Annotated in this window: 20 protein-coding genes, 1 pseudogene and 1 riboswitch; of the genes and pseudogenes, 6 read left to right on the top strand and 15 right to left on the bottom strand. The window is 72.1% G+C overall.

All coding sequences use genetic code 11. The annotated features are described in order from the left end of the window. The first annotated feature begins 290 nt into the window (after positions 1 to 290). Positions 291 to 1,022, top strand: a complete 732-nt coding sequence (locus ACZ4Z5_RS15075) for a DUF4232 domain-containing protein (RefSeq protein ID WP_468261969.1) — start codon at positions 291 to 293, stop codon at positions 1,020 to 1,022. A 214-nt stretch (positions 1,023 to 1,236) separates the two neighbouring features. On the opposite strand, the gene ACZ4Z5_RS15070 is transcribed toward ACZ4Z5_RS15075, so the two are convergent. Both ACZ4Z5_RS15070 and ACZ4Z5_RS15065 read right to left on the bottom strand, forming a co-directional pair. Beyond that, complete coding sequence (locus ACZ4Z5_RS15070; RefSeq protein WP_468261967.1) at positions 1,237 to 1,425, bottom strand: hypothetical protein; 189 nt, start codon at positions 1,423 to 1,425, stop codon at positions 1,237 to 1,239. 242 nt (positions 1,426 to 1,667) lie between these two features. Next, the gene (locus ACZ4Z5_RS15065; RefSeq protein WP_468261965.1) at positions 1,668 to 1,997 is read right to left on the bottom strand and encodes an antibiotic biosynthesis monooxygenase family protein; all 330 of its coding nucleotides are present in this window, start codon (positions 1,995 to 1,997) and stop codon (positions 1,668 to 1,670) included. 337 nt (positions 1,998 to 2,334) lie between these two features. On the opposite strand from ACZ4Z5_RS15065, the gene ACZ4Z5_RS15060 reads away from it, so the two are divergent. Beyond that, a complete protein-coding gene (locus ACZ4Z5_RS15060; RefSeq protein WP_468261962.1) occupies positions 2,335 to 2,862 on the top strand; it encodes an SMI1/KNR4 family protein in 528 nt (175 codons plus the stop codon). Between the two features lie 156 nt (positions 2,863 to 3,018). On the opposite strand, the pseudogene ACZ4Z5_RS15055 reads toward ACZ4Z5_RS15060, so the two are convergent. After that, positions 3,019 to 3,369 (bottom strand): annotated as a pseudogene (locus ACZ4Z5_RS15055) (helix-turn-helix domain-containing protein); the annotation flags it as partial. A gap of 59 nt (positions 3,370 to 3,428) precedes the next feature. Further along, positions 3,429 to 3,941 carry a PadR family transcriptional regulator gene (locus tag ACZ4Z5_RS15050; protein WP_468261960.1) on the bottom strand — a complete coding sequence of 171 codons (513 nt, stop codon included), beginning with the start codon at positions 3,939 to 3,941 and terminating at the stop codon, positions 3,429 to 3,431. A gap of 54 nt (positions 3,942 to 3,995) precedes the next feature. On the opposite strand from ACZ4Z5_RS15050, the gene ACZ4Z5_RS15045 reads away from it, so the two are divergent. Beyond that, the gene (locus ACZ4Z5_RS15045) at positions 3,996 to 4,655 is read left to right on the top strand and encodes a cysteine hydrolase family protein (RefSeq protein ID WP_468261957.1); all 660 of its coding nucleotides are present in this window, start codon (positions 3,996 to 3,998) and stop codon (positions 4,653 to 4,655) included. A 37-nt stretch (positions 4,656 to 4,692) separates the two neighbouring features. Here the strand turns inward: ACZ4Z5_RS15045 and ACZ4Z5_RS15040 are convergent, their stop codons facing one another. The 3 genes from ACZ4Z5_RS15040 to ACZ4Z5_RS15030 all read right to left on the bottom strand — a co-directional run bounded on the left by ACZ4Z5_RS15040 (position 4,693) and on the right by ACZ4Z5_RS15030 (position 8,422). Beyond that, the gene (locus ACZ4Z5_RS15040; RefSeq protein ID WP_468261954.1) at positions 4,693 to 5,103 is read right to left on the bottom strand and encodes a hypothetical protein; all 411 of its coding nucleotides are present in this window, start codon (positions 5,101 to 5,103) and stop codon (positions 4,693 to 4,695) included. Positions 5,104 to 5,565: 462 nt separating this feature from the next. Continuing rightward, complete coding sequence (locus ACZ4Z5_RS15035; RefSeq protein WP_468261951.1) at positions 5,566 to 6,648, bottom strand: DUF2330 domain-containing protein; 1,083 nt, start codon at positions 6,646 to 6,648, stop codon at positions 5,566 to 5,568. A gap of 520 nt (positions 6,649 to 7,168) precedes the next feature. Beyond that, positions 7,169 to 8,422, bottom strand: a complete 1,254-nt coding sequence (locus ACZ4Z5_RS15030) for a cytochrome P450 (protein ID WP_468262074.1) — start codon at positions 8,420 to 8,422, stop codon at positions 7,169 to 7,171. Positions 8,423 to 8,759: 337 nt separating this feature from the next. Between ACZ4Z5_RS15030 and ACZ4Z5_RS15025 the strand changes: the two genes are divergently transcribed. Next, positions 8,760 to 9,929, top strand: coding sequence for a steroid 3-ketoacyl-CoA thiolase (locus ACZ4Z5_RS15025; protein WP_468261948.1), 1,170 nt, complete (start codon positions 8,760 to 8,762; stop codon positions 9,927 to 9,929). 462 nt (positions 9,930 to 10,391) lie between these two features. Here ACZ4Z5_RS15025 and ACZ4Z5_RS15020 read toward each other — a convergent pair whose 3' ends face one another. From ACZ4Z5_RS15020 to ACZ4Z5_RS14990, 7 genes are all read right to left on the bottom strand, one after another. Beyond that, positions 10,392 to 10,796 (bottom strand): aggregation-promoting factor C-terminal-like domain-containing protein, encoded by a 405-nt coding sequence (locus ACZ4Z5_RS15020; protein ID WP_468261946.1) that lies wholly within the window; start codon positions 10,794 to 10,796, stop codon positions 10,392 to 10,394. Between the two features lie 341 nt (positions 10,797 to 11,137). Beyond that, complete coding sequence (locus ACZ4Z5_RS15015) at positions 11,138 to 12,001, bottom strand: ECF transporter S component (RefSeq protein ID WP_468262071.1); 864 nt, start codon at positions 11,999 to 12,001, stop codon at positions 11,138 to 11,140. A gap of 11 nt (positions 12,002 to 12,012) precedes the next feature. Beyond that, positions 12,013 to 13,815, bottom strand: coding sequence for an ABC transporter ATP-binding protein (locus tag ACZ4Z5_RS15010; RefSeq protein WP_468261943.1), 1,803 nt, complete (start codon positions 13,813 to 13,815; stop codon positions 12,013 to 12,015). Continuing rightward, positions 13,812 to 15,026 carry an energy-coupling factor transporter transmembrane component T family protein gene (locus tag ACZ4Z5_RS15005; RefSeq protein ID WP_468261940.1) on the bottom strand — a complete coding sequence of 405 codons (1,215 nt, stop codon included), beginning with the start codon at positions 15,024 to 15,026 and terminating at the stop codon, positions 13,812 to 13,814. Before ACZ4Z5_RS15005 ends, ACZ4Z5_RS15010 begins: the two co-directional genes overlap by 4 nt. Further along, the gene (locus ACZ4Z5_RS15000; RefSeq protein ID WP_468262068.1) at positions 15,023 to 15,790 is read right to left on the bottom strand and encodes an SCO2322 family protein; all 768 of its coding nucleotides are present in this window, start codon (positions 15,788 to 15,790) and stop codon (positions 15,023 to 15,025) included. The genes ACZ4Z5_RS15005 and ACZ4Z5_RS15000 overlap by 4 nt, the downstream gene beginning before the upstream one ends. 164 nt (positions 15,791 to 15,954) lie before the next feature. Then, a complete protein-coding gene (locus tag ACZ4Z5_RS14995; protein WP_468261938.1) occupies positions 15,955 to 17,265 on the bottom strand; it encodes a prenyltransferase/squalene oxidase repeat-containing protein in 1,311 nt (436 codons plus the stop codon). A gap of 103 nt (positions 17,266 to 17,368) precedes the next feature. Continuing rightward, positions 17,369 to 17,456, bottom strand: a riboswitch (cobalamin riboswitch). A gap of 60 nt (positions 17,457 to 17,516) precedes the next feature. Beyond that, positions 17,517 to 18,554, bottom strand: a complete 1,038-nt coding sequence (locus ACZ4Z5_RS14990; RefSeq protein WP_468261936.1) for an MBL fold metallo-hydrolase — start codon at positions 18,552 to 18,554, stop codon at positions 17,517 to 17,519. A gap of 283 nt (positions 18,555 to 18,837) precedes the next feature. Between ACZ4Z5_RS14990 and ACZ4Z5_RS14985 the strand changes: the two genes are divergently transcribed. Further along, positions 18,838 to 20,313 carry an aldehyde dehydrogenase gene (locus tag ACZ4Z5_RS14985; protein WP_468261933.1) on the top strand — a complete coding sequence of 492 codons (1,476 nt, stop codon included), beginning with the start codon at positions 18,838 to 18,840 and terminating at the stop codon, positions 20,311 to 20,313. Then, the gene (locus tag ACZ4Z5_RS14980; RefSeq protein WP_468261931.1) at positions 20,313 to 20,549 is read left to right on the top strand and encodes a ferredoxin; all 237 of its coding nucleotides are present in this window, start codon (positions 20,313 to 20,315) and stop codon (positions 20,547 to 20,549) included. Before ACZ4Z5_RS14985 ends, ACZ4Z5_RS14980 begins: the two co-directional genes overlap by 1 nt. Before the next feature lie 458 nt (positions 20,550 to 21,007). Here ACZ4Z5_RS14980 and ACZ4Z5_RS14975 read toward each other — a convergent pair whose 3' ends face one another. Further along, positions 21,008 to 21,649: a TetR family transcriptional regulator gene (locus tag ACZ4Z5_RS14975; RefSeq protein WP_468261928.1), complete on the bottom strand. Its 642-nt coding sequence runs from the start codon at positions 21,647 to 21,649 to the stop codon at positions 21,008 to 21,010. Positions 21,650 to 21,890: the final 241 nt, after the last annotated feature.

Here is a 21,890-nt window from a genome sequence, read left to right as displayed (position 1 = left end):
GGCTGACTGCCGACGTCAGAAGGTCTGCGGCTGCCCCGGAGCCGTCGACGGCCTGCCGCGCCAGCCGGGTGCGCCCTGGGCCGCGCACACGTGGGCGGAGTCCTGTGAATGATTCTGCAATGCTCCGTTACGAAACGGTGAAGATCGACCGCCACCATGGTTGAAAGGGGGCGGCCCTGCCGACCAGGGTGCCCCCTTGGCCAACGGCTCTGACCTTTCCCAGAGCACTTCCCAGACCACTTCGACCGGAGCGCGCCACGCGCGCGCTCCCGATCCCGGGGGACCACCACATGTCATCCAGCAACGCCCGTAGAGTCGTCCGCGCCGCCGCAGCCTTCGCTCTCACAGCCATGGCCACGGCGGCCCTGACGGCGTGCCAGGGCGGCGGTTCCTCGAACCGCGCCGAGGGCGATGCGATATCGGCCACCAGCCCGTCGGCCCCCGCGGGCACCGGCTCCTCGGACTCGTCGGACACCGGCACGAGCACGGGCGGCGGCTCGTCGTCAGGCGGGAAGACCACGGGCAGCAGCTCTTCAGGCGGGAAGACCACCGGCGGCGGCTCGTCGTCGGACGGCAAGAAGACGGGCGGCTCGGCGTCGCCGGCCGAGGCAGCGGCTCCGAAGCCGTGCAGCAACGAGGACGTGGACTTCACCGCCTCCCCGGACGACCGCGGTGAGAACACGTACATGCTGAAGGTCATCAACCGGACCGGCGAGGCCTGCACCGCCTTCCAGTTCCCGCTGGTGACCTTCGGCAGCCTGGACCAGCAGGCCACGGCCCTCGAGCGGACCCGTCCGGCCGACCCTGTCGTCCTCAGGCCGGGTCAGTCGGCCTACGCCGCCGTATCCGGCGGTTCCACGGGCGCCACCAGCAAGAAGGCACGCTCCATCTTCCTCACCATGGACACGGACACGGCCCGAGACCAGGTACCGCTCGAGGTGAGGGCCGCCATGGACGTCTCCCCGACGGCCATCGCCGTGACCGCTTGGCAGGACAACCCCGAGGACGCCACCGGCCTGTGACGAGCGCCTTGAGTGCGTCCTGCCAGGCACAGCGGGGCCATCTGCGCCGAAGGCGACAAGCCCCGCGGCTGACAGCAGCCGCGGGGCCCGAGCGTCGTGTCGGCTGCGCGTTGCTCAGGTGAGCCGCGTTCCGCACGCGGAGTGTGTCCAGGTTGATGGAGCCGACGGGCCTGCTCGAGCACCTACTGCCAGAACTCCGATCCGCTGAGCTGAATCAAGGGCCTCGATCAGCTCCTTGAATTCCTTGGTTGGCGGCCGTGCCGATCACCGACACGTTGTCCGTGTCGGTGTCGACGACGTGGGCGAAGGTCCCGGTCTGCGCGGCAGTGGGCGTGGCCATGGCGAGCGGGACGGTCAGGCCGGCCAGGACTGCCAGTCCCGCCGCCCAGGACCGCACCAGCACCCACCGCGAACCCCCGCCCCCGCGACTTCGCCCCGTACTTCCCCGCTCTGGCGCCCCCGCGGCGCTGGTGATCGCCGCAGCCGACGCTAAGCGCCGTGATCAGCCGACGCCTGTTCGAACCTCACAAAGAGGGCCGTACGAACGAGTCGAGTACGCCATGCGGTCGCCGCCCGCCCCGCCGACGGACCAACGGAAACGCGCCCCCGGCGATGTCCGCCGGAGGCGCGTGACGACCGCGGACGTCAGCCCTGCTTCGGTGCGGCCTGCTGCACCACCTCGAAGGACCACAACGTCGAACCGGAGGCCGCGGGCTTCGGGCGCTCGCCGCCTTCGCCGCCGCCCTGGTGCGCCGCCTTCATCGGGCCTTCCATCCAGGCCTGGAAGGACTCCTCGTCACGCCAGCGCGTGTACACCAGGTACTGGTCGGTGCCCTCGACGGGGCGCAGCAGCTCGAACCACTCGAATCCGTCGGAGCTCTCCACGGCGCCGGCGCGCGACGCGAACCGCTTCTCCAGCACCTCGCGCTGCTCGGCCGGTACGGACAGGACGTTGATCTTTACCACACTAGGCACATGACACCTCTCGGGAAGCACAGGCCGGGCACCACGCACCTAGCCTTGATCACGTGCATGCAGTCTCCTATATCCGCCAGTCAAAGCGGCGTGAGGACGATTCCCAGGCATTGTCCGTGGCGCAGCGGAACATGATGAGTCGCGTGCCACGTGTTCGGAGTGCGGTTCCCCACGTCCTCGTGCGGGTCGCGCTGCCTGCGGAGCGAGCCTCTGCGTCGAGTCGGTGCGATGGCAGGTTGCCGTCCGTCGTGCCCGTGAGGCCGCGCGTGCTGCTGCTGGTGCTCCCCGGTGCCATCACTTTGTCATCGGTGTCTGACCACACCGTTAGCCTGGGCCGATGACGCTCTCTGGTGACCGACAGTTCCCCGCCGCGCTTGCTGCTGCGATGGCCACTCCGTTCGACTACGCAGGTGGTGATGGGGTCGACTTCGAGCCCTTCACGGCCTTCCTGTCCGCTGAGGAGACCACTGACTGGTTCCGGGCATGGACCGGAAACGGCGAACTGAGCGGGGACGACTTCCGCGTGTTTGGTCAAGACGGCTCGGGCGGGTATGCGGCCTTCTGGCTGGTCCGGCCGGGGCTACTCCTCGCCGATCAGCCCGTCGTCTTTCTAGGGTCTGAAGGGGAGACCGGAGTCGTGGCACGTGACCTGGGAGGCTTCCTCTGGCTACTGGCAGACGGCTTCGGTCCCTGGGAGGCAGCTACCTCGTACGAGCCGGACTGGACTCCGCGCCCCAATAACGAGCTGGTGGCCATTGCGGAGCGGTTCGCGTCCGACCAGCGGCAGCCGGCAGCCGCTGTGATCGAACAGGCTGCAGCGGAGTTCCCTGACTTCGACGACATCATCATGAGGCTCTGCCGCTGAATTGACAGGTTGGCACGAGATGTTGCGCCAAGTGCGTTGTGGCAAACAGGGACTCCTTTTGTCACAACGCACTGAGTCTGGCAAGGGTTGCCTCCCCCAGGGGCGTGCACACAGATGCGGACGGCACCAACTGCTGGGGGAAGGAGCCCGAGGACTTGCCAGGCTCCAGGTCGAGAACGGCAGGCCGTGCTCGGTCGGCCTGGACTTGGCGATCTTCTTGATCTCCCGCCGCTCAGGCAGGGTGAACGTCCTCGGCCGGCCGCCCTTGTGCTTCGGGTAGAGCGACTCGAAGCCGTCGGCATTGAAGTTGTGGATCACGTCCCGGACCCGGTCCGCGCTGGTGAAAGTCACCTCGGCGATCTTCGCCACGGGCATGCCCTGCGCGGACAGCAAGACCATCTGGGCCCGCCGCCAGGTCACCACTGAGCCGGTGCCCCGGCGGATGATCCGCAGCAGGCGCTGTCCCTCATCGCTGTCGATCTCGCGGATCCGTACTGGCTCTGCCACCGGCACAGTCTTTCGGGAAGAGGAGGCGTCCGGGTGCAGAACGGGCGAGGTGCCTGCGGTCAGGCCAACGCCGCCCGAAGCCAGGCCCTTTCGGCGCGGCTGGTGGCGCGGGCGATGGTGAGCATGCCGCGCCGGTAGGGGTCGTCGGTGTCGTCGGCGCCCAGTGGGCGGTCACCGTCGTGGAAGAAGCTCGCGGGCTGTTCCAGGAAATCCAGTCGCCGACGCAGTACCGCGTGCTGGTCAGCGGTGTCGGGCAGGTGGGACAGGAAGGCCAAGACCGTGAAGTATCGGGTGCTGTCGCTGATGTCCAGGCCGCCTGCATCCCGCAGTCGGCGCAGCAGCTCGCAGTGGCCGGCATTGGTCAGGCTCAGGGTGTGCCGCTGAGCGGCCGAGGAGCCCGGTTCGGTCCGCCGGTCGAGCATCCCGGCGCTGACCAGCCGGTTGATCGCCGGGTAGAGGCTGCCGTCGCTGACTGGCCGGGCATGGCCAGTCAAGTGCTCTATCCGGTGGCGCAGTTGATAGCCGTGCAGCGGTCCCTCGGCCAGGAATCCCAGGATCGCGAGTTCGAGCATGCTGCTACTCTCGCACATCGAAACGAGGTACCTCGAATCGAGGCAGGAGCCGGGATGGCATACACCGAGGAATGGGTGATCACACGGGCGCGCAACGCTTACGAGCGTGGCCGGGCATCGTTCGACGTACGGCCCGAACGGGCGGCACTGCTGGTGATCGACATGCAAGACGAATTCGTCCGGCCCGGCTGGAGTCCCTACTGGGTGCCCGCAGCCACCCGGATGGCGCCCCGGTTGCACCAACTGGTCGAAGAATGCCGGGCGGCCTCTGTCCCGGTGCTGTGGACCATCTTCGACGACACCCATCTCGGACTGGACCGGCCGCACGCCTTGCGGTTCCTCCCGCATGCCGACACCGACTGGCGCCGACCGGGCCCTGCCGAGGTGTGGGCCCCGATGGGCCGCCACCCCGACGAGGCCGTCATCCGCAAGCCCTCCTACGGGGCGTTCTACGACACCCCGCTCGACACGATGCTGCGTAACCTCGGCCGCGACACGGTCATCGTCACGGGAACGCTCACCAACTACTGTTGCGGCACCACGGCCCGGCAGGCATACGAACGTGGCTACAAGGTCGTCTTCGGCTCCGACGTCACGGCCACCGACGACGAGTCCCGACAAGAACCTGAACTCGCAGTCCTACGCAAGGGTTTCGCCCTCGTGCTGAGCGCCGAAGAGATCACCAACCGACTGACCACAGCCACCCCGATATGAGAGGACGAGTAGCGGGCGAACGTTGCCTGATGCGGCACTAGCTGTCTTTCTGCTTGTCCCAGAGCACGGGCACCACTGCCGGTGAGGCCAGGCAGTACACCGTCACAGCTGCCAGGAGCAGCCAACTGACGGGGTCAGTGGCAAACCTGGACAGGGATCCAGCGACGCCAGCGGCGGTGGTGCGGCCGGCCAGCGCGGCCAGGCCCCACACGAGGACCCAGTAGAAGGCCGCGGCCTTGGCCCGGTCCACCGCCCTGGGCGGTCTGATCCTGTCCGGCCGTGCGACGATCTCCGGCACAACGACCGGTGACAGACCGCAGCAGACCAAGGTCAGCACGGTCCACGCCCAGGCCGCCGGGTGGGAGTAGGTGGCGATGAGCGCCTGGAAAAAGGCATCGCCTGTTTCGGCTGCTCCCCGTCCCGCGCCGAAGACGAGTATGCCGCTCAACAAGACGGCGACTGTTACTCGGTTGGCGGGACGATCCCCTCGCCGGTTAGCGAGGGACTGCCGCTTGCCACTCACCTGGCGCACCTGGCACGGGGAGGGAAGAATCCATATAACCAGCATAGCCACCGTGGATTCCTCCGGTCGTTGCCCACGCGTCCGCACGGTCGGATCCGCGGAAGCCGTAGGGATAAAAGCCCCAACTACCCGCCATCATGGACGCGAACGAGCCGACACCCATTCCGTAGATGCCGCATCGAAAAGCGCCACGCATGCGGGGCCTGGTTCAGCGGTAGAGAGACCAGACGGCTGACCTGGGGCTTCTATGCTGGGCGCGCCGGGAGGGATCGCCCAGGTGAGCCCTACGTGAGTGCCTTGACACCGTTGTTGATCTCACGATGCTCATGCCCTCATCCTGCCGTGCCGGCCGGACTCCCGGGTGCCCGGGCGTGCGCTGCCGTGTCGTCAGGAGGTGGTCCCCCGCGGTGCCGTGGGGCCCGGCGGTGCCGACTGCCGCCGTCGGCGGGCACGGAGGGCCGGGACGATCGCCGCGGCGGCGCCCGCGAGGACGGCGAGGACGGTGAGCGACCAGACCGGGACGCCGCCGACGGTCAGCAGTTCGCTGTGGTAGACGACGCGCCGGTACGGGGTGTCGGAGGCGGTGCGGCGCAGTTCGTGGTCGCCGGTGATCCGGCTGGGAGTGGGGAACGACTGGTCGAGGGCGGTCAGATAGGTGGGTGTGCCGTCGGCGAGGGATACCTTGCCGGCGAACAGGACCTCGGGGCGGTTGCCGCCGATGGACGAGCGCGGTTCCATCCGGTGGTCCGAGAGGACGAACAGAGCGAGCGACTGCGGGTTCTTCGCCAGGCGCGACAGCCGCATCGGGTAGACCGCCCGGTCGCTGGCGAAGGTCAGCCGCAGCGGGTCGAGGGAGCCGCGCAGCGGGGTGCCCTTGGTCTCGGGGGCCAGCCGGACCGCGACGTACTCCCACTTCTGCTCGACGTAGGGCTTCAGTTCTGCGGAGAGCCGGTCGGACAGCTGGAAGCCGTTGGTGCGCAGCCAGCGGTCCAGGGCGCCCGGGTCGGTGGCGGTGAGCCGCGCGACGTCGAACGGGCCCAGGCGTTCCCGGCCCACCACGCCGACGCCGCCGTCGGCCGTGGGCGGAGCGGCGGCGGCGGCGTCGCCGGCCATGTCCTCGTAGGGCCAGTCGCCGCTCCGAGGCCAGAAGTGGTGCCGTGTCCGGCGCTCCGGGACGATCAGGGCGTCCAGCTCGTCGAAGAACTCCGGATCGCCCAGCTCGACCGTGGCCCGGCCCGGTACGGGCATGATCCAGGCGGCTTCGGGTGCGTCCCCGTCGACGGTGAGACGCATGTCGATCCGCTCGGTGCGGCCGTCCCAGTGGACGGCGGAGGTCTCCCGGTCCACGGCGACCCGCATCGCCGGGTCGGTGACCATCGCGCCGCACCCGCACGCGTACGCAGGGCTGATCAGTGACCCCAGCAGGGCCGTGGCCAGCATCGCCAGCACCAGCAGGACGCGCTGCCGCATTCCTCGTTCTCCCCTCCCCGAAACGGACAGCAGCTACGACGACGCGACGGGTGGCACGGTTCCGCTTTCGGGGAGTCCGCTTTCGGGGAGAGGAATGCTCCGGTCCGGGGGAGGGGGAGCGGGTCCGCGGCAGGTTCGAGCCGGTCCGGTACGGGTGGGCCGGGGCCGGTCAGGGGCGGGACGCGTGGGAAGGGCGCCGCCGGGGGCGCGGACGCGGGCCGTGGGGCCGTCCCCGGGGACGGGAGCGGGAGACAACCGCTCCCGAGCCCCGGGTGGATCGTCGCGTTCCTGTCAGCATCCGCCCGGACGGAGCAGTCCGCCACTCGGAGCAGTCCGCCACTCGGGCGGCTCGGGCCGGACGGGTGTCGGCGCGACCCGTGCCGAGTGAGCGGGTGCCGAGGGAGTCGCGTACGGAGGGAGTCGGGTCCGGAGGGAGTCGGGTGCGGAGGTCCCAAGGGAGGCGGGGGCCGGGGCGCAGGGACAGGGACCGCCCCCGCCTCCCTGGACGCAGGTCTGCCGGTCAGCCGGGGAGGCCGTGGCTCACCTGCAGTTCCTTGATGCCGTTCAGCCATGCCGAGCGGAGCCGGCGAGGCTCCCCGGCCGGCCGCAGATCGGGCAGTGCGTCGGCGACGGCGTTGAAGATCAGGTCGATCTCCATGACGGCGAGGGACTTGCCGAGGCAGAAGTGCGGGCCTCCGCCGCCGAAGCCGAGGTGGGGGTTGGGGTCGCGGGTGATGTCGAAGACGTCGGGGTAGTGGAACACCTCGGGGTCGTGGTTGGCGGAGGAGTAGAACAGTCCGATCCGGTCGCCCTCGCGGATCTTCTGCCCGCCGATCTCGGTGTCCTGGGTGGCGGTGCGCTGGAAGGAGACCACCGGGGTGGCCCAGCGGACGATCTCCTCGGCCGCGGTGCTCGGACGTTCGCGTTTGTAGAGCTCCCACTGCTCGGGGTGGGTGAGGAAGGCGTGCATGCCGTGGCTGATGGCGTTGCGGGTGGTCTCGTTGCCGGCGACGGCGAGCAGGATGACGAAGAAGCCGAACTCGTCGGAGCTGAGGTTGCCCTCGCCCTCCGCGGCGACCAGCTGCGTCACGATGTCCCTGGCCGGGCACTCCTTGCGGGCGGCCGCGAGGTTCATGGCGTACGACACGATCTCCATGGCCGCCTCGACGCCGACCTCCTCGGTGATGGCGTACTCGGGGTCGTCGTAGGCCGCCATCTTGTTGGACCAGTCGAATATCCTCGCCCGGTCCTCCTGGGGGACGCCGATGAGTTCGGCGATGGCCTGGAGGGGAAGTTCGACGGCGATCTCGTTGACGAAGTCGAAGCTCGCCCTCCCCTCAGCCCGCGCGACCGCGGTGTCGACGATGGCCCGGGCCCGGTTCCGCAGTGCCTGCTCCAGCGACCGGACGGCGCGCGGGGTGAAGCCGCGCTGGACGATCTGCCGTACGCGGGTGTGCTCGGGCGGATCCATGTTGAGCATGATCAGCTTCTGGACCTCGATCTGGTCGCGGCCGATCGTCTCGTTGAAGCGGATGATCGCGGTGTTGGTGTGGGAGGAGAACAGCTCCGGGTGCGTGGAGACGTACTTGACGTCGGCGTGCCGGGTCACGACCCAGTAACCCGCGTCGTCGTAACCGGAGATGCCGGGTCGCTGGGCGCACCACCAGACGGGCGCCGTCCGCCGCATCAGGGCGAACTCCGGGTACGGTACGCGTGCTTGGAGCAGGTCCGGGTCGGTGAAGTCGAACCCTTCGGGCAGATGGGGGCAGTGCATCGGCAGCTCCAGGGTCGTGCCGGGCGGGGCCGCCTGCCCTGTGCCGCGGAGCGACGGGGGGTGCGGCGCAGCGTCCTGCACGCTGCGGCCATGGCGTCCCGGGCGCGCGGCACATTGTCTGACGACCCATCAGAAGTTGCCGGAAAGGTAGTAACGAGTTCCACAAGTCGCAAGGTTCGTGGCGCCAACTGTTGCGTGAGGGTGGCGTGTACAGGCCGCAGAACCCTTGCGTACCGGGGGTAGCAGTCATAAGACTGCGGAAAGAACTAGAACGCGTACTAGTTCCAGCCCCCGGGCGCCGGGACGCCACGCGGGGCCAGGAGGAGAGGACGAGCTCATGGCCGCTGAACCCGTCATCGTCGAAGCCGTACGCACCCCCATCGGCAAGCGTGGAGGCGCGCTCGCCAATCTGCACCCCGCCTATCTGCTCGGCGAGACCTACCGTGAACTCCTCGGCCGCACCGGCATCCACGCCGACTGCGTCGAGCAGATCGTCGGCGGTACCGTCACCCATGCCGGCGAGCAGTCCATGAACCCCGCGCGCAACGCCTGGCTCGCCATGGGCCTCCCCTACGAGACGGCCGCCACCACAGTGGACTGCCAGTGCGGTTCGTCCCAGCAGGCCAACCACATGGTCGCCAACATGATCGCCGCCGGGGTCATCGACATCGGCATCGGCTGCGGGGTCGAGGCCATGTCCCGCGTCCCCCTCGGCAGCGGCTCCAAGCACGGCCCCGGCAAGCCCTGGCCCGACGAGTGGAACGTCGACCTCCCCAACCAGTTCGAGGCCGCCGAGCGCATCGCCCGCCGTCGCGGTCTGACCCGTGAGGACGTTGACTCGCTCGGCCTGCTGTCCCAGCAGCGGGCGGCCGCCGCGTGGGCCGAGGAGCGCTTCAAGCGGGAGACCTTCGCGGTACAGGTGCCCACCACCGAGGAGGAGCAGCTCGCCGGCCAGGGCATGTGGCGGCTCGTCGACCGTGACGAGGGGCTGCGCGACACCAGCATGGAGGCGCTCGCCGGCCTCAAGCCCGTCATGCCGACCGCCATCCACACCGCGGGGAACTCCTCCCAGATCTCCGACGGTGCCGCGGCCCTGCTGTGGGCGTCCAAACGGATGGCCCGCGCGCTGAAGCTCAGGCCCCGCGCGCGGATCGTCGCCCAGGCCCTCGTCGGGGCGGATCCGCACTTCCATCTCGACGGGCCCGTCGACGCGACCCGGGCGGTCCTCGGCAAAGCGGGGATGTCGCTCCGCGACATCGATCTGGTGGAGATCAACGAGGCGTTCGCCTCCGTGGTGCTGAGCTGGGCCCGGGTCTTCGAGCAGGACCTGGAGAAGGTCAACGTCAACGGCGGTGGGATAGCCCTCGGCCATCCCGTGGGCGCCACGGGAGCCCGGCTGAACACCACCGCGCTGCACGAGCTGGAACGCCGTGACGGAGAGTTCGCGCTGATCACGATGTGCGCGGGCGGGGCGCTCGCCACGGGGACCATCATCCAGCGGCTCTGAGCCGTCGGCGCGGCGGGGGCGAGGGCGGGGGCGGGGCGAGGGCGCGGATACGCGAGGCGAAAGCAGGGCGCGACGAAAGCGGGCCGACTCTGACGCGCAGGTCTGCGCGGGCCGGCTCGGACGCGCAGGTCTGCGCGGAGATGCGGATGTCCGCGGGGTGCGCTCAGCGAGGCGGGTGTCCGTGGAGTGCGTTGTGCGAGGCGGGTGTGCGCGGAATGCGTGCCGCGGGGAAGACGCGGGGAATGCGCGCCGCGGGGCACATGAGCGGAAAGTGCGCGGCGGGGCGGACGTGCGCGCGAGTGCGCGCCGCGAGGCGGATGTGCGCGGACACGACGAAGGCCCCGGTGGGGCCGACCTCTCGGGGTCGGCCGCTTCGGGGCCCTTGCGTCGTGTGGTGTGCGCGCTCTCGCGCGCGGGTTACTGCTGCCGGTGTCGGTCGCCGGACGGCGACGGGACGTCGGCTCAGTACCAGTGGTTGGCCTGCCAGAAGTTCCAGGCGCCGCACGGGCTGCCGTAGCGCGACTTCATGTAGTCCAGGCCCCACTTGATCTGGGTGGACGGGTTGGTCTTCCAGTCGGCGCCGGCGGAGGCCATCTTGCCGCCCGGCAGGGCCTGGACCAGGCCGTAGGCGCCGGAGGAGGCGTTCGTCGCCTTGTGGTTCCAGCCGCTCTCACGCTCGACGATCTTGCTGAAGCACTGGAACTGGCCCTTGTCCTTGATCATCTGCTGCGCGATCTGCTGCGGGGACGCCGCAGAGGCGGAGGTGGTGGAACCGAGAACCGCGCCCACGGAGCCCAGCAGGACGGCGGCGCCGACGGCGGCGGTCTTGCGGCGGGCGGTGATGCGGGTGGCGATCGAGCGAATCACGAGCAGTCCTTACGACGGGGTCAGGGCTGTCGCACGGGCGATCCGGTGCCGTACGGATGCGGGCTTCGGATCTCCCCGAGCTGCCTGGCGAGGCCATGCGGTGCTCGGCGACGGGAACCAGTTTTAGCCAGCCCGGAACCCCCGCGCCGTGACCGGGCTCACCCCCTATGTACGACCGGAACCCGCACGAACAGGCCGAAAGTCCCAAAACGGGCATAGGTGGTGTTATTGCAGGTGAAAGGGGTGCCGAAGGAGGCGGATCCGGGCCGTGAGGTCTACGAGGCGGCATAGTGCAGGACCTACGGCCTGTGGGCCGGCTCACCGGGAAAGGACCCGTTTTCCTACCGTTCGTGGGCCTTGAATGTGACCTGGGCCTCGAAGGCGGCCCGCCGGGTGGCCCGCCGCAGTGCTTTCAGAAGGGCTCCGCCGACCGTCAGCGTCAGCACCACGGTCATCACCGCACGGCCCAGGTCCCAGCCGAACGAGGTCGCCGCGCAGTACGCGAGGAAGCGCAGGAGGTTCTCGTGCAGCGGCTCCCCGGGGTGGAAGGACAGCCCGGACGCCAGACCCGGCACGATCGTCCACCCGTACAGGTTCATGATCGTTCCGTAGGCGAACGCCGCCACGAAGCCGTACCCGGCCAGCATCAGCACCTCGCCGCGGCCGCCGAGCCGGTCCGGGGCGGGCAGCAGCCCGGCGCCCATCGTGAACCAGGCCATGGAGAGCATCTGGAACGGCATCCACGGCCCCACCCCGCCGGTCAGCAGCGCCGACGCGAACATCGTGACCGCCCCCAGGACGAAGCCGAAGCCCGGGCCGAGCACCCGCCCGCTCAGCACCATCAGGAAGAACATCGGCTCAAGCCCTGCGGTGCCCGCGCCCAGCGGGCGCAGCGCCGCGCCCACCGCGGCCAGCACACCGAGCATCGCCACGGCCTTCGCGTCCAGCCCGTCGTCCGCGATCACCGCCACCACGACCGCCACGAGCAGCGGGAGCAGGGCGGCGAACAGCCACGGGGCGTCCTGGGCGTGAGCGGTAGCGCCCGACCCGGCGTCCGCCAGCAGCGGCCAGCCGAACGCCGCCACGCCGACCAGGCTCACCAGGAGCAGTGCGGCGACCGCGCGCGGGCCCAGCCGCACCGGCCGTGCCGGGCGCACCGCTCGGACCGGCCGCGCCCGCCGGGCCGGCCGCGTCACCGGTTGCACCTCGCGCCCGCTCACAGCGCCTCCTCCACCTGCGCCACCGTGAGCCACTTCTGCGGGGCGAGGATCTTCGCGACCTGCGGGGCGTACGACGGTGAGGACACCACGACCTCCGCGGTCGGCCCGTCGGCGACGACCTCACCACCGGCGAGGATCACCACCCGGTGTGCCAGCTCCGCCGCCAGCTCCACGTCGTGCGTGGCCAGCACGATCGCGTGCCCCTGCGCGGCGAGACCGCGCAGCACGGCGACCAGCCGGGCTTTCGCCGCGTAGTCCAGTCCGCGCGTCGGCTCGTCGAGCAGCAGCAGCCCCGGCCGTCCCGTGAGGACGATCGCCAGCGCCAGCGCCAGCCGCTGCCCCTCCGACAGGTCCCTCGGGTGCGTCGCGTCCGCCACGCCCGGCAGCAGCTCCGACACCAGCGCCCGGCAGCTGCCCGGCGCGGCCCCGGCGTCCGCGTCGGCCGCCGCGCACTCCGCGGCGACGGTGTCCGCGTACAGCAGGTCCCGCGGTTCCTGCGGGACCAGGCCGGCCCGGCGGATCAGCTCCTGCGGCGCGGCGCGGTGCGGGACCAGCCCGCCGACCTCGACCGTCCCCGCGGACGGCTCCACGGTCCCGACGAGCGAGCCCAGCAGCGTCGACTTGCCGGCACCGTTGCGTCCCATCAGCGCGACGGTCTCTCCGGCCGCGACCGTGAGCCCCACTCCGCGCAGCGCCTCCACGCGTCCGCGCCGGACGACCAGACCGTCGACCCGGGCGGCCGGCCCGCCGGGGGCCGTCGGCCCGTCGGCGGAGGCGGACGCGGCAGCGGCGCCGCGTCGGCGCAGCACTCGTGCGAGGACCCCCCGTACGCCATGGGGCCGGGCCGGCGAACCGTCGGCCCGAGGCCGGGTGGCGGCCGGGGGCGCTGGGACCGCGTCCGCCGAACGAGCGGGGCCCGGGACGGTGACGGGGGCTTGAAGCATCGCCGCCGGCCAGAGCGGCACCGTGTCCGCCGGTGTCCTGTCGGCGAGCGCGGACCGGAGGTCTGCCGCGCGGCGGCGGGCGTCGCGGACCGACAGGGGGAGGGGCGTCCAGCCCGCGAGGCGGCCGAGGGCGACCACCGGGGGGCGGACCGGGGAGTCCGCCATGATGTCGGCGGGGGCGCCCATGACCGGGGGATCGGCGGGACCCGGGAGAAGGATCACCTGGTCCGCGTACTGGACGACGCGTTCCAGCCGGTGCTCGGCCATCAGCACGGTGGTGCCGAGGTCGTGGACCAGGCGTTGCAGTACGGCCAGGACCTCCTCGGCGGCCGCGGGGTCGAGCGCGGACGTCGGTTCGTCCAGCACCAGCACCTTCGGGTGCGTCGTCAGCACCGAACCGATCGCGACGCGCTGCTGCTGGCCGCCCGACAGCGTGGCGATCGGCCGGTCGCGGAGGTCCGCCAGGCCCAGCAGATCGAGGGTCTCCTCGACCCGCCGTCGCATCACGGCCGGCGCGAGCCCCAGGGACTCCATGCCGTAGGCGAGCTCGTCCTCCACGGTGTCGGTGACGAAGTGCGCGAGCGGGTCCTGGCCCACCGTGCCCACGACGTCGGCGAGTTCGCGGGGCCGGTGCGTCCGGGTGTCCCGGCCGTCCACGGTCACCCGGCCGCGCAGGGTTCCGCCCGTGAAGTGCGGCACCAGCCCGGAGACCGCGCCGAGCAGGGTCGACTTGCCGACCCCGGACGGGCCGACGAGCAGCACCAGTTCGCCCTCCGGCACGGTCAGGTCGACGCCGTCCAGGACCGGCCGGTCGGCACCGTCGTAGGTGACCGAGACGTTCTCGAACCGGATCACGGGGTCTCCTCGGAAGGTCCGGAAGGCACGGGAGAAGGCGTAGAGGAAGGAGCGGAGGAAGATGCAGAGGAAGGAGTGGAGGCAGGGGTGGAAGAGCGCGTGGAAGAGCGCGTGGAAGAGCGCGTGGAAGAAGGCACCGGGGCCACGAACGCGGGCAGCAGCCCGATCAGCACGGAGGCGGCCGGCCACAGGGGCAGGGTCGGCGCGGTCAGCGGTACGACTCCCGGGTGCAGGCCCTGCGGGTCGTACGTACCCGCGTGGACGAGCAGCGCGGCGACGGCCGCGCCGGAGCCGGCGACGAGCCAGGCGCGCGGGCCCCAGCGGTCGGGCCGGTAGCGGGTGCGGATGCTGCGCCGGCCGCCGAGCCGCAGCCCGGCGAGCGCGGCCGCCAGCCCCAGGACCAGCACCGGGAGGCCGTACTCGGCGCCCTCCGCGGCGAGCAGTCCGTACGTGCCGGCGCACACGCCGAGGAGACCGCCCAGCGTGAGGACGTTCGTGGTGTGCCGCACGGCCCGCGGGACCCGGGCGGTCCGGCCGTAGCCGCGGGCGTCCATCGACGCGGCGACGGCCACCGACCGTTCGAGCGCGCCCTCCAGCACCGGGAGGCCGATCTGGAGGACCGCCTTCACTCCGCCGGTGGGCCGGCCGCGCAGCCGCCGCGCCCCGCGCAGCCGCAGGACGTCGGCGACCAGGTTCGGTGCGAAGGTCATGGCGACGACGACGGCGACCCCGGCCTCGTACAGGGCGCCGGGCAGCGACTTCAGCAGCCGTGCGGGGTTGGCCAGGGCGTTCGCGGCACCCAGGCAGATCAGCAGGGCGGCCAGTTTCGCCCCCTCGTAGAGGGCGAAGGCCATGCCCTCGGCGGTGACCGGGCCCCCGATGCGCACGCCCTGCGCCCAGTCCGGCAGCGGCAGTTCGGGCAGGGCGAACAGCACATGGCTGCCGGGGATCGGCGATCCGAGGACGACGTGGAAGAGCAGCCGGACGGCCACGACGAACAGCCCGAGCTTGACGAACGCCCCGTAGGAGCGGGCCCACGGGGCGTCGGTGCGGCGGGCGGCGACGACGTAGCCGGCGACGCCGACGACCAGGCCGAGGAGCAGCGGATTGGTGGTGCGGGACGCCGCGGTGGCGAGCCCGAGCGCCCACAGCCACCAGGCCCCGGGGTGCAGGGCGTTGCCGCGGTGCGCCCGGGGCGCGCGGAGCGTCATCCGCGGCGGCGGCGCGCCTGCAGGAAGGCGGCGACGCCGAGGACGGCCACGACGGCGGCACCGGCGAGCAGGCCGAGGGACGGCCCGCCCTCGTCGCCGCCCTTCCCGGCCGCGGGGGCGGTGCCGGACGTGGCGGGCTCGGAGGCGGTCGGCTTCTTCCCGGCCGGGTCACCGGAGACCTGCTCGCCGCAGCCCGTCCTCGGGTACCCGGCGATCGCGCACAGCAGAGCCGAACTGCCGTAGCGCAGCGGCTTCGCGACGGCGGCCAGCGCGTCGGCGGAGGTCGCGTCCGGGCCGACCTGGGCGCAGGCCGTACGGATCGCCGGGGGCGGGGTCTCCCCTTCGGGGGCGTCCTCGGGGGTTCCGAAGTCGATGACGAGCGCGATCCGCTTGCTGCCCTCCTTGGCCGGGGTCTTCGCGCACACGGCGTCGAACCCGGTCGTGGAGCGCGGTTTGTCGGCGTCCTGGGAGTCCGCGCTCACCGCGAAACGGAAGCCCTGGACGTCGCCGTCCGCGGGCCGCGCGGTGGTCGGGCCCTGGGTGGCGTACGCCCAGCCGTCGGCCGTGCGGTCCCAGAAGGACCAGTAGCGGTACCCGGCCGCGTGTGCGGGCGCGGCGACGCCGAGCGTGGCTCCGAACACGGCCCCGGTCATGGCGAGCAGCGCCCCGAGACCCACCAGCAGGCGGACGCGGGCCGAACCGCGTGGGACGCTCACGCGAGCCGGACCACGGGGCACCCCGACGCGGGCCGGGCCACACCCCATCCCGATACGGGCGCCGTGCAGCGCCCGGACGACGGCCGGGCAGCGCTGCTCGCCGACGCGGGCCGGAACGGGCCGCGCCCGGCCCGTCGGTTCCCCCGTGAGGAACGGGCGGGCCGGGCGGGCGGGGCCGGGCGAGGCCTCGCCGTGGCCGCGTGCGTCGAACGTCACGACTGCGGGCGGTTCGTGTCGCGGGAGCGGCGGGTGCTGATGAGGAAGCCGATGCCGACACCGGCGACCAGGCCGACGCCGATGATCCACCAGATGCCCGGGCCGCTGCCGTCCTGCTCGTCCTCCGCCGCCTTCGAGGAGTCCGGGGACGCCGGGGACGCCGGGGACTTCCCGGCCCCCGCCACGGCCTCCGGCTTCGGGCCGGTCGCGTTCAGCTGCTCGACGAGGTCCGCGCCGCCGAAGTCGCGCGGGTCGGTGCCGGTGGCCCGGGCCGCGAGCACCAGCTGGGCGTAGGCGGCGGGTCCGTTCTCCTCGGCCCAGGCGGCGGAGTTCTTCTTGAGCCAGTCCAGGGAGGTCACGGGGATGTTCCCGTACGCGGAGACCGCGATCACGGCGTCGGCGGTGTTGCCGTGGTCGGGCTGGTTCTCGGCGCCCGGCATGGCGGACATGAGGGGGCCGGATTCGAGCGCTTGGCCGAGGTACAGGGCGCCGTCGAGCGCGGCCTGCTCCGGCTTGAGGCCGGCGGCGCAGCCGGGCTTGGCGCCCTGCGGCATGCCCCTGCCGGGCTTGTCCACGACGAGTCCCTTGCCGAACGCCGCGAGCACCGCGGCGGCCGTGGCGTCCGCGTTGGCGAACAGCTTGCCCGACTTGTCCGGCTGGTACGCGAAGGCGCCCGCGGTCTTCTTGTCGCCGCATCCCAAGGCGAACGCGAGCAGGCCGTCGTACGCCGACTTGCCCTGCTTCGACTTCACCTCGGCGGGCTTGTCGCCGGCCGACACGAGCGCGCCGATCACGACGGAGGTGGAGTTGGCGTCGCTGGGCGTGCCCGGGTTGTAGCTCCAGCCGCCGTCGGCGTTCTGCGCGGACTTCAGCCAGTCGGTGGCCTTCTTCACCTCGGCGTCGTGACCGCCCAGCGCGGCGAGGGCCTGCACGGCCACCGCGGTGGCGTTGGTGTCGAGCACCGTCCTGGCGTCGCAGGGCTTGGCCGGGTCGGGCCGGAACGACGCGAAGCCGCCGGTGGCGCACTGCTGGCCGGTCAGCCAGTCGACGGCCTTCGCGGCGGGCTTCACGCCCACGGTGTCCTGGGCGAGGAACGCCAGCGACTGCCGCCACACGCCGTCGTACGTCGGGTCCTTGGCGCCGTAAAGCCCGGACGGGACGGGGACGGACGGGGCCGGGGAGGGGGCCGCGACGGCGGTGCCCGCTCCCGCACCGGCGCACAGCACGGCCGCTGCGGCGGCGAGGGCAGCGGTGCCGCGGCGCACGGCGGCGCTACGACGTACGGCAGTGCTACGTGTGGCGGTCATCCTGACGGTGCCTCTCCTGCGGGGATCCGGACACGGCACGCGCGGGCGGCACACTCCGGCTCCGTATTCCTCGACGGTGCCGGTCACCAGGGAATCCCGGCCGGGGCATTCCGACTCGCCACCCGCACGGCACTACGGCACGACGGTGGCTCACGGCTGCGGGTCAGTGCCGGATTTGCACCGGCTTCCCCCCGTACGGGTGATGACGACCCGCCCACCCTACCGGCCTGTGAAGCGTGCGCGGCAGGCGGTCATACCGCGAGATACGTCACGGGGTCGCTGCCCGCGACGGGCTCCGCCCGGCCGAGCTTCACGAGCCGGCGCAGATGGGCCTCGGCCTCGGACACGGCGATGTTGCGGGAGCCGTGCGGGATCTGCTCCCAGGGCCGGTTCCAGTCCATACGCTCGGCGATCTGCCACGGGGTGAGGGGGACGGTGAGCCGGGTGAGGAGCCCGGCGAGCCGCTGCTCGTGGTGGACGAGCAGGGCGCGGACGCGTGCGGGTGCGTCGCGGAAGGCGTACTGGTGCGCGGGCAGCACCTCCGCGGGCGCGAGGCGGCCGATGCGCTCCAGGGAGTCGAGGTAGTCGCCGAGCGGGTCGGTGACGGTGCTGTCGTCGGGGTCCTCGTACAGCCCGATGTGCGGGGTGATCGCGGGCAGCAGGTGGTCGCCGGAGAACAGCCGCCCGTGGCCGGGCAGGTCCGCCGGGTGCCGTTCCTCCAGGTGCAGGCACACATGGCCGGGGGTGTGGCCCGGGGTCCAGACCGCGCGGAGCCGGCGACCCGGGAGGTCGAGGAGTTCGCCGGGGGTGATGTCCCGGTCGGGGAGCGCGGGGCGCAGTCCCGGGAGGCCGTCGGCGCGCCCGGCGGCCCGCGCGGCCCGCAGCGGCGCGAGGTGCTCGTCGGGGGCACCGGCTGCGGCGAGCTTGGCGGCCAGGTAGTCGAGCCACATGCCGGGTTCGGCGCTTCTGGTGCGCCGCACGACCTGGGCGTCGGCGGAGTGCATGGCGATCCACGCGCCGGAGGCCTCGCGTATCCGGCCGGACAGGCCGTGGTGGTCGGGGTGGTGGTGGGTGATGACGACGCCGTGGATCTCGGCGGCGGAGGCACCGGCCGCGGCGAGCCCTTCGACGAGCGTGTCCCAGGAGGCGGGGTCGTCCCAGCCGGTGTCGACGAGCACCGGGCCGCGGTCGGTCTCGAGGACGTGGACGAGCGTGTGCCCGAGGGGGTTGTCGGGGATCGGCACCGCGATGCTCCGGACGCCTCCGCCGTGGTCGGTCACCTGAGTCATGGGTCCCCATCCCTCCCGGGCGGATCTCTCCTGAGCGGCGGGCCGCGGGTCCACTATAAGCGGGATCTGATGTCCCGTCAGATAGCTGTTGTCGCGGGCCGGTTCCCGCCGAGGCGAGGCGCCGGCCAGTCGCCGTCCGGGGTGAGCCGATCGCGTCGCGGCACCCGCGTCGCGGTACCGGTGGCGTGCTGTCCGCGTCATGGTCTGGCCCAGTCAGGCCGGAACTGGTATCAGTTCTGATGCTGCGTCAGATACCGTCGCCGGGCCGCGGGAGGCAACTGCCATGACGACCGAGCTTGTGGAACACGGACAGCTGTTCATCGGCGGGACGCTGGTCGATCCGCTCGGCGACGGCGGCGCCATCGAGGTGGTCTCACCGCACACCGAGCAGGTCATCGGCCGGGTGCCGCACGCCTCGGAGGCGGACGTCGACCGGGCCGTGGCCGCCGCGCGCAAGGCGTTCGACGAGGGACCCTGGCCGCGGCTGCCGCTGGAGGAGCGGATCGCGGTCGTCTCCCGCATCAAGGACGCCTTCGCCGTCCGGCACGAGGAGATCGCCCGGTCCATCAGCTCCCAGAACGGCTCCCCTTACTCCTGGAGCGTCCTCGCCCAGGCCCTCGGCGCGATGATGGTGTGGGACTCGGCCATCGCCGTCGCCCGCGACTTCCCGTACGAGGAGCGCCGCGCGGGTGTGCTCGGCCCGATCCTCGTGCGGCGGGAGCCCGTCGGCGTGGTCGCGGCCGTCATCCCGTGGAACGTCCCGCAGTTCACCGCCGCCGCGAAGCTGGGGCCCGCCCTGCTCGCCGGCTGCACGGTGGTGCTGAAGCCGTCGCCCGAGACGCCGCTCGACGCGTACATCCTGGCGGACATCGCCCGGGAGGCGGGACTGCCCGACGGCGTGCTCTCGATACTGCCCGCCGGCCGTGAGGTCAGCGAGTACCTGGTCGGCCACCCCGGCGTCGACAAGGTGTCGTTCACCGGATCGGTCGCCGCCGGGAAGCGCGTCATGGAGGTCGCCGCCCGCAACCTCACCCGTGTCACCCTCGAACTCGGCGGCAAGTCCGCGGCCGTGATCCTCCCCGACGCCGATCTGGCGGAGACCGTCGCCGGGATCGTCCCGGCGGCCTGGATGAACAACGGCCAGGCGTGCGTCGCCCAGACCAGGATCCTCGCGCCGAGCAGCCGTTACGACGAGATCGCCGAGGCCTTCGCCGCCGCGGCCGCTGCCCTGGTGGTCGGCGACCCGCTCGACCCGGCGACCCAGGTCGGCCCGCTCGTCGCCCGGCGGCAGCAGCAGCGCTCCCTCGACTACATCCGCCTCGGCCAGGAGGAGGGCGCCAAGATCCTGGCGGGCGGCGGCCGTCCGGCCGGGCAGGACCGGGGCTGGTACGTCGAGCCCACCCTCTTCGGCGGGGTCGACAACTCGATGCGCATCGCCCGCGAGGAGATCTTCGGTCCGGTCGTCTGCCTGCTCCCGTACGCCGACGAGGCGGAGGCCCTGCGGATCGCCGACGACTCCGAGTACGGGCTTTCCGGCAGCGTCTGGACGGCCGACGTCGAGCGCGGCATCGAGTTCGCGCGCGGGGTGCGGACCGGCACGTACAACGTGAACACCTTCAGTCTGGACATGCTCGGCCCGTTCGGCGGCTACAAGAGCTCCGGGATGGGGCGGGAGTTCGGCCCCGAGGGCTACGGCGAGTACCTCGAGCACAAGATGATCCACCTGCCCGCGGGCCACGGCGAGGACGGGGCGCGCTGATGGGCGACCGCTGGCACGTCGAGGTCGACCGGAACGTCTGCATCGGCTCGGGGATGTGCCTGAGCAACGCCCCCGGCGCGTTCCGGCTGGACTCCGCCCGCCAGGCCCACCCGGCCGCGGGCCCGGAGTCCGACGCGGACGAACGGATCCTCTCGGCGGCCGAGGGCTGCCCCGTCGAGGCGATCACCATCACGCTGCCGGACACCGGTGAGGCGGTGTTCCCGCCGGAGGAATAGCGGAACGCGGCCCACGTGCGGCACAGGCCCGGCCGGCGGAACGCCGTACGCCTGGCGGAACCCTGCGCGCCCGAGCGCGTCCGGGACTCCTTCCCGTCTCCCGGGGCACCCCGCCCGGGACGGGAGAGGCGCACGACGACGCGGAGGGGCGGGGCCGGGGGGCTTGTCGGAACAGGCGGGGCGGGGCGGGGCCGGCTACGTCCCCAGGCGCGGACGGCGGGGCCGAGTACGTGCCCAGGCAGGCAGGGTGAGGCGATACCGGGTACGTCCCCCAGTGGATACGGACGGGCGGGGCCGGGTACGTGCCCAGGCAGGCGTGGACGGACGAGGCCGGGTACCTGTCGGCGCAGGCGCGGGAGGCGCGGGAGGCGCGGGAGGCGCGGGAGGCGCGGGAGGCGCGGGAGGCGCGGGAGGCGCGGCAGGCGCGGGAGGCCGACCCGCCGCTCCCGCCGGAGGCCTCAGCGCCGAGGACGCCCCGGCCCCGCGGCCTCGGCCACCGTCAGGTCGATCAGCCGGCACACCGTCTCGATGTCGATCTTCACCTGGGCGATCGAGGCGCGCCCCGAGAGCCAGGTGATCAGTGCCGAGTGCCAGGTGTGCTCGATCACCCGTACGGCGGAGAGCTGTTCCGGGGTGGGCGGGGTCTCCAGGCCCATCGCGTCCAGGATCACCGCGGTCGTCAGCCGGGACACCGCGTCCACCTCGGGGCTCACGCTGCGGTCGGCGAACGTCAGTGCGCGGACCATGGCGTCGGCGAGGTGCGGCTCCCGCTGGAGCGCGCGGAAGGCCCGCATCAGGGTCTCGGCCACCCGCTGGGAGGCGGAGTCCCCGGCCGGGGGACGTCTGTGCAGCGTGGTCTGCATCTGCTGGAGCTGGTCCTGCATCGTGGCGACCAGCAGGTGGATCTTGGACGGGAAGTAACGGTAGAGGGTGCCGAGCGCCACCTCCGCGGTCTCGGCGACCTCGCGCATCTGCACGGCGTCGAAGCCGCCGCGGCAGGCCAGCCGGGCGCTGGCGTGCAGGATGCGGCGACGGCGTGCCTCCTGGCGTTCCGTCAGGGGCGGGGACGCCGGGGTCGCTGCCTTGGCTGCCGCTCTCATGTGTCCCACTCCGTGACCGTCGTCCGCGTGCGTCGTCCGTGTGTCGCGTGCATGCTTGATCGTGCGCCGTGCGGGCGGGCCGTGCGGGCGGCCCGGACGCCGGGGCTCCCGGGGTGCACGGTGCGGCACGGCGGCCCTTCCCGTGGCGTGAATCACCTGATCCGCGCGCCACAGGTGCGCTACCTGCCGGTAGATTCAGTGCTCCTCGGGCGATCAAGTCTGAAACTTGTTCTAGATTAGC

The organism is Streptomyces sp. NPDC030222, assembly GCF_055573115.1.
Note: the sequence above shows the minus strand (reverse complement) of the source record. Positions and strands in the feature narration are given on the sequence as shown.

What these genes read in the sequence shown, in the direction of transcription:
- ACZ4Z5_RS15075 (WP_468261969.1), top strand. Translation starts at nt 291, where the DNA reads ATGTCATCCAGCAACGCCCGTAGAGTCGTCCGCGCCGCCGCAGCCTTC.
- ACZ4Z5_RS15060 (WP_468261962.1), top strand. Translation starts at nt 2,335, where the DNA reads ATGACGCTCTCTGGTGACCGACAGTTCCCCGCCGCGCTTGCTGCTGCG.
- ACZ4Z5_RS15050 (WP_468261960.1), bottom strand. Translation starts at nt 3,941, where the DNA reads ATGCTCGAACTCGCGATCCTGGGATTCCTGGCCGAGGGACCGCTGCAC.
- ACZ4Z5_RS15045 (WP_468261957.1), top strand. Translation starts at nt 3,996, where the DNA reads ATGGCATACACCGAGGAATGGGTGATCACACGGGCGCGCAACGCTTAC.
- ACZ4Z5_RS15035 (WP_468261951.1), bottom strand. Translation starts at nt 6,648, where the DNA reads ATGCGGCAGCGCGTCCTGCTGGTGCTGGCGATGCTGGCCACGGCCCTG.
- ACZ4Z5_RS15030 (WP_468262074.1), bottom strand. Translation starts at nt 8,422, where the DNA reads ATGCACTGCCCCCATCTGCCCGAAGGGTTCGACTTCACCGACCCGGAC.
- ACZ4Z5_RS15025 (WP_468261948.1), top strand. Translation starts at nt 8,760, where the DNA reads ATGGCCGCTGAACCCGTCATCGTCGAAGCCGTACGCACCCCCATCGGC.
- ACZ4Z5_RS15005 (WP_468261940.1), bottom strand. Translation starts at nt 15,026, where the DNA reads ATGACGCTCCGCGCGCCCCGGGCGCACCGCGGCAACGCCCTGCACCCC.
- ACZ4Z5_RS15000 (WP_468262068.1), bottom strand. Translation starts at nt 15,790, where the DNA reads ATGGGGTGTGGCCCGGCCCGCGTCGGGGTGCCCCGTGGTCCGGCTCGC.
- ACZ4Z5_RS14995 (WP_468261938.1), bottom strand. Translation starts at nt 17,265, where the DNA reads ATGACCGCCACACGTAGCACTGCCGTACGTCGTAGCGCCGCCGTGCGC.
- ACZ4Z5_RS14990 (WP_468261936.1), bottom strand. Translation starts at nt 18,554, where the DNA reads ATGACTCAGGTGACCGACCACGGCGGAGGCGTCCGGAGCATCGCGGTG.
- ACZ4Z5_RS14985 (WP_468261933.1), top strand. Translation starts at nt 18,838, where the DNA reads ATGACGACCGAGCTTGTGGAACACGGACAGCTGTTCATCGGCGGGACG.
- ACZ4Z5_RS14980 (WP_468261931.1), top strand. Translation starts at nt 20,313, where the DNA reads ATGGGCGACCGCTGGCACGTCGAGGTCGACCGGAACGTCTGCATCGGC.
- ACZ4Z5_RS14975 (WP_468261928.1), bottom strand. Translation starts at nt 21,649, where the DNA reads ATGAGAGCGGCAGCCAAGGCAGCGACCCCGGCGTCCCCGCCCCTGACG.